This is a genomic window from Pseudomonas sp. FW300-N2F2 (assembly GCF_017351655.1).
Lineage (GTDB): Bacteria > Pseudomonadota > Gammaproteobacteria > Pseudomonadales > Pseudomonadaceae > Aquipseudomonas > Aquipseudomonas fluorescens_AA.
Window position 1 is genome coordinate 86,641 of record NZ_JACNDQ010000002.1, and the last position, 12,649, is coordinate 99,289.

At 57.8% G+C, this 12,649-nt stretch carries 14 protein-coding genes; 10 read left to right on the forward strand and 4 right to left on the reverse strand.

Going from position 1 to position 12,649, the window contains the following annotated elements; all coding sequences use genetic code 11:
* The first annotated feature begins 6 nt into the window (after positions 1–6).
* From J4E63_RS15025 to J4E63_RS15065, 9 genes are all read left to right on the forward strand, one after another.
* Positions 7–603: an imm11 family protein gene (locus J4E63_RS15025; protein ID WP_072412247.1), complete on the forward strand. Its 597-nt coding sequence runs from the start codon at positions 7–9 to the stop codon at positions 601–603.
* Between the two features lie 108 nt (positions 604–711).
* Positions 712–1,158 (forward strand): hypothetical protein, encoded by a 447-nt coding sequence (locus tag J4E63_RS15030; RefSeq protein ID WP_207282555.1) that lies wholly within the window; start codon positions 712–714, stop codon positions 1,156–1,158.
* 154 nt (positions 1,159–1,312) lie between these two features.
* Positions 1,313–1,669 carry a hypothetical protein gene (locus J4E63_RS15035; protein WP_158456133.1) on the forward strand — a complete coding sequence of 119 codons (357 nt, stop codon included), beginning with the start codon at positions 1,313–1,315 and terminating at the stop codon, positions 1,667–1,669.
* A gap of 51 nt (positions 1,670–1,720) precedes the next feature.
* Positions 1,721–2,347, forward strand: a complete 627-nt coding sequence (locus J4E63_RS15040; protein ID WP_207282556.1) for a hypothetical protein — start codon at positions 1,721–1,723, stop codon at positions 2,345–2,347.
* Positions 2,348–2,769: 422 nt separating this feature from the next.
* Positions 2,770–3,093: a DUF6124 family protein gene (locus J4E63_RS15045; protein WP_060741027.1), complete on the forward strand. Its 324-nt coding sequence runs from the start codon at positions 2,770–2,772 to the stop codon at positions 3,091–3,093.
* Positions 3,094–3,632: 539 nt separating this feature from the next.
* Positions 3,633–5,240, forward strand: coding sequence for a tetratricopeptide repeat-containing response regulator (locus tag J4E63_RS15050; RefSeq protein ID WP_207282557.1), 1,608 nt, complete (start codon positions 3,633–3,635; stop codon positions 5,238–5,240).
* Complete coding sequence (locus J4E63_RS15055; protein ID WP_207282558.1) at positions 5,233–5,925, forward strand: sensor histidine kinase KdpD; 693 nt, start codon at positions 5,233–5,235, stop codon at positions 5,923–5,925. The genes J4E63_RS15050 and J4E63_RS15055 overlap by 8 nt, the downstream gene beginning before the upstream one ends.
* A gap of 340 nt (positions 5,926–6,265) precedes the next feature.
* Positions 6,266–7,507, forward strand: coding sequence for a glutamine synthetase family protein (locus J4E63_RS15060; protein WP_207283217.1), 1,242 nt, complete (start codon positions 6,266–6,268; stop codon positions 7,505–7,507).
* Positions 7,508–7,577: 70 nt separating this feature from the next.
* Positions 7,578–8,939, forward strand: a complete 1,362-nt coding sequence (locus J4E63_RS15065; protein ID WP_207282559.1) for an MFS transporter — start codon at positions 7,578–7,580, stop codon at positions 8,937–8,939.
* 62 nt (positions 8,940–9,001) lie between these two features.
* Here the strand turns inward: J4E63_RS15065 and J4E63_RS15070 are convergent, their stop codons facing one another.
* The 4 genes from J4E63_RS15070 to flgA all read right to left on the reverse strand — a co-directional run bounded on the left by J4E63_RS15070 (position 9,002) and on the right by flgA (position 11,610).
* Positions 9,002–9,748, reverse strand: coding sequence for a flagellar brake protein (locus tag J4E63_RS15070; protein WP_109753932.1), 747 nt, complete (start codon positions 9,746–9,748; stop codon positions 9,002–9,004).
* Between the two features lie 92 nt (positions 9,749–9,840).
* The gene (locus J4E63_RS15075; RefSeq protein ID WP_207282560.1) at positions 9,841–10,308 is read right to left on the reverse strand and encodes a flagella synthesis protein FlgN; all 468 of its coding nucleotides are present in this window, start codon (positions 10,306–10,308) and stop codon (positions 9,841–9,843) included.
* A gap of 47 nt (positions 10,309–10,355) precedes the next feature.
* Positions 10,356–10,673: a flagellar biosynthesis anti-sigma factor FlgM gene (flgM, locus tag J4E63_RS15080; protein ID WP_072412230.1), complete on the reverse strand. Its 318-nt coding sequence runs from the start codon at positions 10,671–10,673 to the stop codon at positions 10,356–10,358.
* Between the two features lie 172 nt (positions 10,674–10,845).
* Positions 10,846–11,610 (reverse strand): flagellar basal body P-ring formation chaperone FlgA, encoded by a 765-nt coding sequence (gene flgA / locus J4E63_RS15085; RefSeq protein ID WP_192261220.1) that lies wholly within the window; start codon positions 11,608–11,610, stop codon positions 10,846–10,848.
* Between the two features lie 78 nt (positions 11,611–11,688).
* On the opposite strand from flgA, the gene J4E63_RS15090 reads away from it, so the two are divergent.
* Positions 11,689–12,615 (forward strand): chemotaxis protein CheV, encoded by a 927-nt coding sequence (locus J4E63_RS15090; RefSeq protein ID WP_060741036.1) that lies wholly within the window; start codon positions 11,689–11,691, stop codon positions 12,613–12,615.
* Positions 12,616–12,649: the final 34 nt, after the last annotated feature.

Here is a 12,649-nt window from a genome sequence, read left to right on the forward strand (position 1 = left end):
GCTGAAATGAAGTATTACTTGTTGCGGGAAGATGTGCGGTTTCCTGAACGCTGGTATTTGGGAGATATAAAGCACTGCAACAACTGGCTCTTCATCGACCCCCCTTCTGAGTACATGGAGCCATGTACTTACGCCCTTGAGGTTCGTGAGGAAGGTGTGAGTCTGGATTTTTCCTTGGCTGGCTATGCCTCTGTGCCGGTCTTGAGTGAAAAAGCCAGGGATGCATTGTTGGGCGTTCCCGACGTTGATGAACCGTATATGAATGTCGTGCTCGAGCCTGTGGCGGTTGCAGGCGAGCAAGCTCATGATCGTTACTATGTGATGATTGTCGAGACCCAATTGGATTGCGTAGACGAATCACGCTCCGCTTACAAAAAATATGAGGTCAATGATCCAGTACGACCTGATCGAGCTGGCGAATACAGCGTTTTTCTGAATCTCGTCATTGATCCTGCCAAGGTCCAGGGAAAACATATTTTTCGTATCAAGAAACACTTGGGGGCATTGATCGTTAGCGAGGACGTGAAGCTTCGGCTGGAGCGTGCGGGTCTCAGAGGCATGCTATTGGAGGGGGTGAATGGTGAGGGTGAAGTTATTTGCTGATTGGTTGAGGGATGAAGCCTGACAACATCCTTTGTGGCGAGGGTGCAAGCTCCCTCGCCCGGCTAATGGGTGTCCCTTTTCGGCTTTTCTACCGCCAAAGGTTAAGCAATGATTATGCGTTTAGAGATGGTTCAGAAAAACCTCGTCGAAAAGCTAAAAATTTCCAGTGAAGAGCAGCGACGAAGTGCGGTAAAAGTAGCCTGTGATCTTGCTTTTCAGGCCTGTCCAGTAGACGTGCCTATTGTTGTCGAATCCCTTAGGCAACTATGTCTTGGTAATAAGCTCACGGCTGAGCAGGTTTCTGGGTTAGATATTTTGGTTGCGCAGTTAGATGAACAGTATTTTGACTTGCAAGATAGCCTGAATGATGGGCAAAACTCAGATGTAAAAGTTCTTCGGTTATTTAGCAAGGCGCGTGTTGTATCAGCGCTGTCCTTGGCCGGTGGAGAGAATTCGCTTATGACAGCGACCGAAGCGATATATGAGGCATCATCAGCTGTTGATGATAGGATTTATATTTTTAAATCCGTATTTTCGGTTTTGTCAGAATCTTAATGTTAATTGTTAAAGCTGTCTCCTTTTTGCGAGGGGAGCCGGGGACAGCCCACGTTTCTGTACAGTTTTTTAAAGAGAAAACGTGGTCTTTTCCTGTTTTCTTCTTTGAGAAAAATTCTACAGGTGAGGTTGTTGCGCCTCGGAGTGCTTCGTAATGAAGTTGAAAATTGAATTTCCCAAGAATTTGGTTACGGATGAGTTGCTTGGGCAGAAGCGGATTCCCTGTGTATGCAAGATCGCCAGCGAGTTTGAGGTTTTTTTTGCGGAAACTATTCCTGAATCGTCTGGAGTGGTGTTGGGATGGGATCGGAAAGAATTGGAGTTAAGAGCTGTTGCAGGGGCGGGTGGTCAGTATACGCATCATGCTTCTGGTCTGATTACTCTGAAGGATATTGGGGGTGGGGTTTATGAAATAATTGATCTTGAGATGTTTTATAGGAGTTTTGGTTGGTGCGCTATCTTGAGGGACGGTGAATATGCACCACCAGGGGAATTCTGGGACGAAGAGTAACGGCTGCGAGGATTTATTGCCGCCTTCACCAAAAACTGGCGAGAACTAAACATGAATTCTTTGTTGTCGGACTGGTGTGCCTTCTGTGAAGATAGGGCGGTTTTTGATAAGTCTTACTTTTTGGGATTGTTGAAAACGCACAGTGGCTCCGAGGAGATTCGACGTATATTTAGTTATTTTCCGTCCTCGGAAGAGTTGGTTGATAGAACTGAGCGCGTTCTTGCCTCTGGAGATATGGACTCCTCTCTGTATCTCTTGCCAAGACTTAAAGTTGGAAATGATGAGTTAATTCAGCTAGGTCGGGAGTGGCTCAAGGAGCAAGAAAGAGTATGTGGAGTTCTCGGTGACTCCGAAATCCTCAGTATTTGTGAAGAGGCTCGAGTGCTTTTTGTTAATGGCCACGATATGGATCACTGGCTTCAGCAAGATATTCCTCATTATTGGATTTTTGATGAGGTTGGGGATGCGATCAGAGGAAGCCGGGTTTCCGATGCTGAGCAAATTTATGCGCTGTTTGAGGCGCTTTATGGATTGGCTGCGGATTATTATCTTGCTTGGTATATTGGGCAGCCGTTGTTTAAGTTTGATATTGATTTGGAGTCCTATTTTAGATTCTGGCGGGCTGGAGGAAGATGTGCTCTCACCGAAAGTGGGCTCTTTGTAACTAACTGGAGCTAGCATGATTAAGGTGAAGGGGCGGATTTATTTAATTGCTTTGTTCTTAAATAAATATACCCCTTTCTTTCGTTTTTTTTCTTTCTTTTTTACGAGCGAAACACGACCTTGTCCAGCACTGGCTAAGATACGCCCCCGACGGTTTCGATAGAGAACGAAATATCTTGTATTGGGATGTTTCCCATTGACTTACAGGACCTTTTCTAGAACATCCCAAGCCCTTGCGCCTGCCGATTCCGGTGCCTAGTCTTTGTTCGCCGCTGCCAATCCAGCGGTCGGGTTTAGCAGCTCGGAATCACGTTAGGCGCATGGTAACTGCCATTCAGTGCGGGCATTTTAGTGCTCGAAGTTTTATGGCTGCTGTGCGCAGGGCATCTTCGGGTGCGCCGGTTTCCTAACGTATCGGTCTGCTAACCTGCGCATGGCTGCCACCCGTTCCCCCGCTGCATCTGGACATCGCGGCCGACGCCAACGCCGAACGTGTCATCGATTCCTATCTGAACCCCAAACCTGCCCAGCCGGACAAGAAGTCATCTCCCGACCAGCTATTCACTGTCGTGGAGGGCATTGATGCTGAGAGCCTGCTGGCCAACCTCAGCGAAACCCTGGCTTCTGCCAATGTCATGGCCAATGACTTGGCGTTCGAACTGGAAGGTTCTCGACGGCATTTTGCCTTGGGACTGCAACAGCTGATTGAACTGGGGCAGATGTTGGCAAACCGGGCGCTGGATGTCGTAGACCCCAGATAGGTGCTGAGAAAAGCGGATTTGATCAATGTTGACCGATCAAATCCGTTTTTGGGTAGGAGCGTGCGAGCGAAGCGAGGCTGTGATCTGAACCTGAAAGTTGAATTTCAGGCGAAGATCAAAGGATCGCAGCCTCGCTTCGCTCGACAGCTCCTACAGTCCCTAGCCCAAGAGCTGGCCTTTTATTAAAGGCTGAACCGCCCAACCTTGCTGTTCAAGTTCACGACCAGGTACAGGTTAACCATGTCCCCGGTCCAACTGTTCTATTCCCGGCAGGTAGCCGATAGGTCTCGGAGCCTGCCCACACAATCTCTTAACGGAACGCCATTTCCTGCCGATACCCTGATGAGCCCTGGTTTCTCCAGCGTTTCGGCGCGCGGAAACGGCTCGCAATGTGCGCTACGACACAGCCACGCCAAGCGGTTCGGAAAACCCCTTGATCATGAGGCTTTGGTGGCTATCATCTGCGCGCCTCGGGGTTGTGACACGGCGTTTCGTTGTTATGCCATTGGGTTATTTTCTTACTTGCCTGGACATCCTCGATGCTGGCGTACCACCAAAAAAGTTTTCTGATCGTCGATGATTTCTCGGATTTCCGCAGTTCGATCCGGTCCATGCTGCGTGAGCTGGGCGTCAAGGACGTGGACACCGCCGACACCGGTGAAGTGGCGCTGCGCATGTGCTCGCAGAAGCGTTATGACTTCATCTTGCAGGACTATCACCTGGGCGATGGGCGCAAGAATGGCCAGCAGGTGCTGGAAGACCTGATGGTCGAGAAGCTGATCAGCCATGAAAGTGTGTTCCTCATGGTGACCGCCGAGACCAGCCAGGCGATGGTGCTCAGTGCCCTGGAGCATGAGCCGGATGCCTACCTGACCAAGCCGTTCAACCGCTCTGGCCTGGCCCAGCGGCTGGAGCGGCTCGAGCAGCGCAAGACCCTGCTCAAGCCGATCCTGCAGGCCCTCGATCGTGGCAAGCCGATGGAGGTGCTCAATGCCTGCATCGCCTTGTGCAAGCAGGACCCGCGCTACGGGCCGTTGTGCCTGCGTTATCGGGCCGATGCGTTGCGCGACCTGAATCAGAACGAGGCCCTTGAGCGGCTGTACAACTCCATCCTGGCGGATCGCCCGTTGCCGTGGGCCTACGCGGGGCTGGGCAAGTTGATGTTCAAGCGCGGCCAGGTGGGGCAGGCCAAGGCCGTTTATGAAAAGGCCCTGAAAGTCTTTCCGATGATGCCGGCGTTGTACGACGGCATGGCCGAAGTGTTGATGGCCGAAGGTGACACCAAGCAGGCGCAGCACGTGCTGGAAGAGGCGGTGCGCCTGTCGCCGCTGGCCGTGCGTCGCCAGTCGTTGCTGGGCAAGTTGGCGATGACCAACGAAGACTACGACACGGCGTCCCGGGCTTATCGCCAGGCGGTCGGGCAGGGCGCGCAGTCGCGCTTCAAGGACCCGGAAAGCAACCTCGGCCTGGCCCACGCGCTGATCAGCAAGGGCAGCGAAAAAGGTCTCGATACCCGCACCCGGCTGGAGATCAACACGACCCTCAGCTCCGTGGCGAAGGAGAACCTCAACGACCCGGGGTTGCAGGTCCGGGCGCGGCTGATGAAGGCCACCAGCCTGTTGCTCAACGATGCCGAAACCGCCGAGAAGCTCACCGAACAGGCCTTGCAGCGCCTCGATGGCATGGAGCAGTTCATGAGCGCCGAGGCCGCGTTGCTGGTGGCCAAGCAGTTGCAAATGCTTGGCCAGACCAGCGCCGGGGAGTCGATGCTCAAGAACTGCGCGGAAATCTACGGTGATGACCCGGCGGTGATGCAAGGCATTGCCAAGCTCACCGACGACCCGAACATCCTCAATCAGGGCAATGCCGCCGCCGAGTTGAACCGCGAAGGCGTGCGGGTCTACAAGACCGGCGCATTGCCGGAGGCGCGGGAGCTGTTCCGTCGCGCCCTGAAGATGCAACCGAAGAACATCAGTATTGCCCTGAACATGGTGCAATCGCTGCTGCATGGCACCGACACCAGCGTGGAGTCGGAACTGCTGCAGGAGTGCCGCGCCTGCCTGAAACTGGTGGGCATGATGCCCGACTCCGATGCGCGTTTTGCGCGTTATCAAAAACTGCGAAGCAAGGCATTTGGCGATGAATGACAGCGAACAGGCCCTCGATTTTTCCACGGTGATCGCGTCGACCGTGCACGACATGAAAAACTCCCTGACCTTGCTCATGCAGGCACATGGGCAATGGCTCGAACGCCTGCCCGAATCCGAGCGACAGACGTCGGAGCAGGGTGTCATCGAGTTCGAGTTCGCCCACCTCAATGGCCTCATGGTGCAGTTGCTGGGGCTGTACAAGCTCGGCGTCAACCAGTTGCCGTTGCACCCGGCCTACCACGAGCTGGACGATTTCATCGAGGCGCAACTGGCCGGCCATCAGGATGTGTTCCGCAGCCGCGGAATCATGGCCACCTACGATGTCGATCCCCTCAGCCCCTTGGGTTTTTTCGACCGCGAGCTGGTGGCCTCGGTGCTCGACAACTGCATCAACAACGCCATTCGCCATGCGCGCCAGGCGCTGCTGATCAGTGTGAGTGACGAAGCCGGGCAACTGGTGCTGACCATCAATGACGACGGCGAAGGTTATCCGCCAGAGATGATTGAGCGTCAGGCCGAGTATGTGCAAGGTATCAACCACAGCAGCGGCAGCACCGGGCTGGGCCTGTACTTTGCCGCGCGAATCGCCGGGCTGCACCAGCGCGGCGGCGCGAGCGGGCGGACCGAGATTGCCAATGGCGGTGTGTTGGGCGGCGGGGTGTTCCGGCTTTACTTGCCCTGAACAGGCCCTCCATGAGTGTCCCTGGCAACACAAATCCCCTGTGGGAGCGAGCTTGCTCGCGATAGCGGTGTATCAGTCAACTCAATATTGGCTGGGCCGACGCTATCGCGAGCAAGCTCGCTCCCACAGTCGTATTGCATAAGATTTTAATTGCCTCCGGGCGCTTGATATTCCGAACAGCCGGAGCCTATTTTGTACGGGTTGCCGTTCGCGGCTCGCACATAACAAGGATTGCGTCATGACGACCGATGGCCAGCGTTCACTCGCGCAGCGACTGACGGGCATTGATGAGATTGAATGTGTCACGCCGGATTTGAATGGCGTGCCGCGGGGCAAGGTGATGACCGCCGAAGGTTTCCTCGAAGGGCGGCGGTTGCAGTTGGCGCGGGGCGTGCTGCTGCAATGCATCATGGGCGGTTATCCGCCGTCGCGTTTCTATGGCAGCGATGATGGCGACCTGGCGCTGGTGGCCGACCCGAAACAGATCCACCGTCTGCCCTGGAGCCAACAGCCCCGGGCCCTGGCCATCTGCGACGCCGACGAACTGACCGGTGAAAGCTCCCGGCTCTCGACGCGCGGGCAGCTCAAGGCCGTTGTCGCACGCTATGCCGCCCTTGGCCTGGCGCCGGTGGTGGCGACCGAGTTGGAGTTCTTCGTGTTCGCCCCCAACCCGGACCCGACCCAGCCGTTCCAGCCGCCGATGGGCCTGGATGGACGTCGCGAAGACGGCCACTCGGCGTTCAGCGTCAGCTCCAACAATGGCCTGCGTCCGTTCTTCAGCGAAGTCTATGCCTGCATGGCGGCGCTGGGCTTGCCGCGCGACACCTTCATGCATGAAATGGGCGTGAGCCAGTTCGAGATCAATCTGCTGCACGGCGACCCGCTGCTGCTGGCCGACCAGACTTTCCTGTTCAAGCACCTGCTCAAGGAAGTGGCCCTCAAGCACGGCCTGACCGTGGTCTGCATGGCCAAGCCCCTGGCCCACACGCCGGGCAGTTCGATGCATATCCACCAGAGCGTCGTCGAGGCGGACAGCGGCCGCAACGTCTTCAGCGACGAAGCGGGCGAGCCGACGGCCGCGTTCCGGCATTTCATCGGGGGGCAACAGGCTTGCCTGGCGGACTTCACCGCGTTGTTCGCGCCGAACGTGAATTCCTACCAGCGCCTATACCATCCGTTCGCCTCACCGAACAATGCCTGTTGGTCCCATGACAACCGTTCGGCCGGGCTGCGGATTCCCGCCAGTTCGCCAGTGGCCCGACGGGTCGAGAACCGCTTGCCCGGGGCCGATGCCAACCCCTACCTGGCGATTGCCGCCAGCCTGGCCGCCGGGTTGTACGGGATCGAACAGCGCCTGGAGCCGAGCGCGGCGATCCAGGGCGAATTCGAAGTGCCGGATAATCTGTCGCTGCCATGTACCTTGCATGCCGCCCTGGAGCGTCTGAAGCGTAGTCATCTGGCGAAGGAACTGTTCGGCACGGAGTTCATCGAAGGCTACATCGCTTCCAAGACCCTGGAGCTGACCAGCTTCTTCGATGAAATCACGCCCTGGGAGCGACGTGTCCTGGCGGCCCAGGCATAAAGAACCGCTGCATTCGGGCTATCTTCAACGGATAGCCCTTACTCACCTCAAGGAGCCGCTCGGAACGCCGATGCGCCAAATCTGGAAACCTTTTCGAGCGCTTTATTTCGCCTCGCTGATGATGTTGATCGGCTCGGGCCTCTTGAGTACTTACCTGGCCTTGCGCCTGGCCGCCGACCATGTAGACAGCCTCTGGGTCGGTGCGCTGATGGCCGCCAACTACTTCGGCCTGGTGCTGGGCGGCAAGATCGGCCACCGGCTGATCGCCCGCGTCGGGCACATCCGCGCCTATTCGGCCTGCGCCGGGATCGTCGGGGCAGCGGTGCTGGGCCATGGCCTGGTGGACTGGCTGCCGGCGTGGATCGTGCTGCGGATGATTGTTGGCCTGGGCATGATGTGCCAGTACATGGTCATCGAGAGCTGGCTCAATGAGCAGGCCGATGCCAAGCAGCGTGGGGTGGTGTTCAGCGGCTACATGATCGCCTCGTACCTGGGGCTGGTGCTGGGGCAGTTGATCCTGGTCATGCACCCGGCCCTGGGCTTGGAGCTGCTGATGCTGGTGGCGCTGTGCTTCGCCCTGTGCCTGGTGCCGGTAACGCTGACCCGGCGAATTCACCCGGCGGCGTTGCATCCGGCGCCCATGGAGCCGCGTTTCTTCATCAAGCGTGTGCCGCAGTCGTTGAGCACGGTGTTGGGTTCGGGACTGATCGTAGGCTCGTTCTATGGTTTGGCACCGCTGTACGCCTCCCAGCAGGGCCTGTCGACCGAGCAGGTCGGTCTGTTCATGGGGAGCTGCATCTTTGCCGGATTGTTGGTGCAGTGGCCGCTGGGCTGGCTGTCTGACCGTTACGACCGGGCGCTGCTGATCCGCTGCTTTGCGCTGGTCCTGACGATTTGTGCGCTGCCGTTGGCGATCCTTCCGGCGGTGCCGCTGGAGGTGCTGTTCGTCGCCGGGTTCTTCTGTTCGCTGGTGCAGTTCTGTCTGTATCCGCTGGCGGTGGCGTTTTCCAACGACCACGTCGAAGCGGATCGAAGGGTGTCCCTGACCGCGATGCTATTGGTGACCTATGGCGTTGGCGCCAGTATCGGGCCGCTGGTGGCGGGTGTGCTGATGAAGATGTTCGGTAGCCAGATGCTCTACGGCTTTTTCGCCTTCTTCGCCTTGGTGCTGGTGTGGCGGATCCGGCCGAAAGCGGTGACCAACCTGCATCAGGTCGATGACGCGCCACTGCATCACGTGGCGATGCCGGACAGCATGTCGAGTTCGCCTCTGGTGGCGTGCCTCGATCCGCGGGTGGATGAACAAGTGGTGCAGGAGCAGATGCAGGCACCGGCCAGCCCGGAGGTGGAGCCCGAGCCCGCCCCTGAGACCGTGGCTGAAGCTGGCGCCGAGGCGCCTGAGCCCCCCAGCTTTACCCAGGCCAGGCCTTGAAACGGGCATAAAAAAACGGGCAGTCGCCGCAAGGGACTGCCCGTTTTTTCATGGCTCGACGATCAGAGGTCGTCTTTATCGAAGCGTCGGGCTTCACGCTGGAGCTGGTAGACGAACCGCTCGACCTGCCGCTGCACCAAACCACTGATGTTGTGGAAGCGTACGCCAGCGAAGGTGGTGTTGATCCTTTCTTCGAAATGCAGGTAGCGCAACTCGACTGGCGCGGTCATGTTGCCAAAAGGCAGGGCCGCGATGAAACGCTCATACACCTGGCCTAATTGCAGGCGTTCGGTAATGTCGCCGTCGAAACGCAGCTTGCAACCGGTGGCGGAAATGTCCAGCAGCTTGCCGTCCACGGGGGACTTGAGCTTGTCGCCGCCCAGTTCAACGCTCACCAGTTGGGCCAGTTTCAGGGCGGCGCGGAAGGCGTTGCGACGCTGGTGGTAGACCACTTCGTCGGGCAGGGCGCCGCGATAGCAGCGACCGTCGCTGGATTCATCGATGGTCAGTGGGCCCTTGCCATCCCAGGCGATGCGCACACCGTCATGGAAACCTTCGACGCGAAACGGCTCGCCGGCCAGCAGGAAACGCTCGCCGTCCCGGGGAATCATTTCATCCAGGGCGATGGAGTTGGTCTCGCGATCGACATTGACCAGATAGCTCTGGAAGCGCTGGGTACGTTCATGGAAGGTAATGATCAGCGGGTCATGGCTATCTTGCAGCATCCGCAGGTTGCCAGAAATTTCCAGGGGCGTGGTGAGGACCTTGGGGGGCTGCGGAGCGTCATCCGCGTTTGAGGCATTGAACACGGTGGGTCAATCTCCAGGCAAAATACGACTACGAATGGCCGGCATTTTGCCAGCATGTATCGCGCGTTGATAGAGCGAAGGCATTGTTCGTTTCATGCCTGGCTGAGCGGGCGGTGCTTGACCATTCTGGCCGTCGAACCGCTCGCGTCGTACAGCGTCGGGATCTCGCCACCGTTGAGAATGCGCAACTGGTTGGCGGTGGCGGCTTGCTGCATCAGGATCGACTGGCCGTTGCGGGTGTTGGTTGCCTGGCATTGGGCGAGCAGGTCGTTGAGTACTTTACTCTGGACCCGCAGCTGATCGCCGATGGTCGACTGGGCAGCCAACTGTTCAAGGCCGTCATGACTGGCGGGCAGGTTGAGGCTGGCGAGGATCTCGCTGCGCTTGCGGCCATGCTGGTCGAGCAAGATGATCAGTGCCTGTTTCTGCGCCAGGATGGTTTCCAGCAAAGGCATGTCACGACCGTGCAGGGCCACGGATTCGGCCTGCAATAGCTCCAGCAGTTGTTGCGCTGGAACGAAGTCGTCGATGATCAGTTGCAACAAATGAGTGTCGTGCATGGCTGGCCTTGGGTCTTAGCGTCCAAAAGCCTGGCGCAGGCGGCGGCCTAGCGCTGGGCTTCGAAGTTGAGCAGTTTGCTGGCTACGCGGTTGCTGTCGACTTTGTAGCTGCCATCGGCGATGGCTGCTTTCAACTCGGCCACGCGGGCGTTGTCGACGACAGGTTGATCGCGCAGCTTGTCAGTGAGCTTCTGCAACTGCTGAGCCTCATTGCTGAGGTGTACCGACTCCCCGTTGCTGACCTTTTCGGCTGGCGTGGACACCGGTGCGGATTTGTCGGATTCGACGGTTTCCTTGGCGGCGCTGGTACGCGTAGTGCCTGTCAGCGGTGAAGAGCTGTTTAAACGATTGAAATCGATGACCATGGTAAAAAACCTCTGGGTATTTGGACGCTTGCCATGTTTTCGGCCATCCCCAAAAAAACTTTAGGCTCATTTATTCAATGAACGTGCGCACGTCTGCGCTTGCCTTGGCGTAAGGCACAGTCTAGGGAACACCGGGATCAAGCGCCAGCTTTCTACCTCCTCTATCGGGTCATCACATCGCCACTTCCACTTGGCCTGGAGCCATCACTTGCGCCTTGATGACGCGTTGTGAGTTGAGGTTTTTTACCCGTATCTGTTCACGCATGCCGCCGTTGGACAGGGCCTCGCCGGGCATCCGCACGGCCAGTGAGCCGCTGCGGGCGGTGATGACCACCTGGTCGCCCTTGCGGACCACCTCGGCCTGCTCCAGGTGCACCAGCGTCACGACCTGATCGGCGACCATTGGTCGGACAAGTTTCTGCCCGATGGCCTGGTCGACAGAGGTCAGGAAACCCTGGGTGATCTGGCTGATGTCCCGTTCGCGCAACATCACGTCCTGGGGCTCGACGATCCCGGCCCGCTTGAGCGGACGCGTGGTGGTGACAATTTCCCGGAACAGGCGCACTTGAGCGGGCACGAACACCGTCCAGGGCGCGGCGCTGTCGCAACGAACCTTCACCGTGACGCGGCCCAGGGGCCGGGCCGGGCTCTCCAGCGAAGCAGTCAATTCCTTGTCACACATGGGCATGCGCAAGCGCGGGTCGAGCTGGTTGACTTCGATTTCGTAACGACCTTCGGTTTGACTGGTTGCCAGGTAGTCTTCTACGGTGAATTCAAGAAAGCCCTGAGTGACGCCGATAAGGAGATCAGGCAAGGTAACCGGAGCCGCCGCAAGGGCAGGACCGCCCGAAGTGCACAGGCAGACAGCCAGCAGTGCACCGAGCCAGTGGCGGCAGTGAGTGGTCAGGCGTCGAGAAAATGTCGTTTGTGCGTTCATGCCGGTTCAATAGCAAGCCCCGTGCCGTTTAGTGATGAATGCGCGTCGGGCACATTAGCGTTAGGTAGGAGTCAGGGCATGGCGGGAGTAATGGATTCGGTGAACCAGCGCACTCAGCTGGTCGGTCAGAATCGCCTGGAGCTGTTGTTGTTCCGTCTCGACGGCCAACAAATGTACGGGATCAACGTATTCAAGGTCCGCGAGGTGCTGCAATGCCCCAAGCTGACCCTGATGCCCAAGTCCAGCCCCGTCGTGTGCGGTGTGGCCAATATCCGGGGTGCGACCATCCCGATTCTCGACCTGGCGATGGCGACTGGTTCCGGTCGGTTGCTGGACCAGAGCAATCCGTTCGTGATCATCACCGAGTACAACACCAAGACCCAGGGGTTCCTGGTGCGCTCGGTGGAGCGCATCGTCAACATGAACTGGGAGGAGATCCATCCGCCGCCCAAGGGCACCGGCCGCGATCACTACCTGACGGCTGTGACCCGGGTCGACAACCAGTTGGTGGAAATCATCGACGTGGAGAAGATCCTCGCCGAAGTGGCGCCCACGCCGGAAGCGATTTCTGCGGGTGTGGTGGACGCCGAGACCCAGCACAAGGCGATTTCGCTGCGGGTGCTGACCGTCGATGATTCGTCGGTGGCACGTAAGCAGGTGACCCGTTGCCTGCAAACGGTCGGTGTGGAAGTGGTGGCGTTGAACGATGGGCGGCAGGCGCTGGATTACCTGCGTGCGTTGGTCGACGAAGGCAAGAAGCCCGAAGAGGAGTTCCTGATGATGATCTCCGACATCGAGATGCCGGAGATGGACGGGTACACCCTGACCTCGGAAATCCGCAGCGATCCGCGCATGCAAAAGCTGCACATCATCTTGCATACTTCGTTGTCCGGGGTTTTCAACCAGGCGATGGTCAAGAAGGTCGGTGCCGACGATTTCCTGGCGAAATTCCGTCCCGATGACCTGGCGTCCCGGGTGGTCGATCGGATCAAGGCAGCAGAATAAAGTAAAGGTCGGGCGCGTTGTGCGCCCGGCAAGT

Bases quoted from the DNA above. Each gene is read 5' to 3' on its own strand.
- J4E63_RS15025 (WP_072412247.1), top strand. From the start codon at position 7: ATGAAGTATTACTTGTTGCGGGAAGATGTGCGGTTTCCTGAACGCTGG.
- J4E63_RS15030 (WP_207282555.1), top strand. From the start codon at position 712: ATGATTATGCGTTTAGAGATGGTTCAGAAAAACCTCGTCGAAAAGCTA.
- J4E63_RS15035 (WP_158456133.1), top strand. From the start codon at position 1,313: ATGAAGTTGAAAATTGAATTTCCCAAGAATTTGGTTACGGATGAGTTG.
- J4E63_RS15040 (WP_207282556.1), top strand. From the start codon at position 1,721: ATGAATTCTTTGTTGTCGGACTGGTGTGCCTTCTGTGAAGATAGGGCG.
- J4E63_RS15050 (WP_207282557.1), top strand. From the start codon at position 3,633: ATGCTGGCGTACCACCAAAAAAGTTTTCTGATCGTCGATGATTTCTCG.
- J4E63_RS15055 (WP_207282558.1), top strand. From the start codon at position 5,233: ATGAATGACAGCGAACAGGCCCTCGATTTTTCCACGGTGATCGCGTCG.
- J4E63_RS15060 (WP_207283217.1), top strand. From the start codon at position 6,266: ATGACCGCCGAAGGTTTCCTCGAAGGGCGGCGGTTGCAGTTGGCGCGG.
- J4E63_RS15065 (WP_207282559.1), top strand. From the start codon at position 7,578: ATGCGCCAAATCTGGAAACCTTTTCGAGCGCTTTATTTCGCCTCGCTG.
- J4E63_RS15075 (WP_207282560.1), bottom strand. From the start codon at position 10,308: ATGCACGACACTCATTTGTTGCAACTGATCATCGACGACTTCGTTCCA.
- flgM (WP_072412230.1), bottom strand. From the start codon at position 10,673: ATGGTCATCGATTTCAATCGTTTAAACAGCTCTTCACCGCTGACAGGC.
- flgA (WP_192261220.1), bottom strand. From the start codon at position 11,610: ATGAACGCACAAACGACATTTTCTCGACGCCTGACCACTCACTGCCGC.
- J4E63_RS15090 (WP_060741036.1), top strand. From the start codon at position 11,689: ATGGCGGGAGTAATGGATTCGGTGAACCAGCGCACTCAGCTGGTCGGT.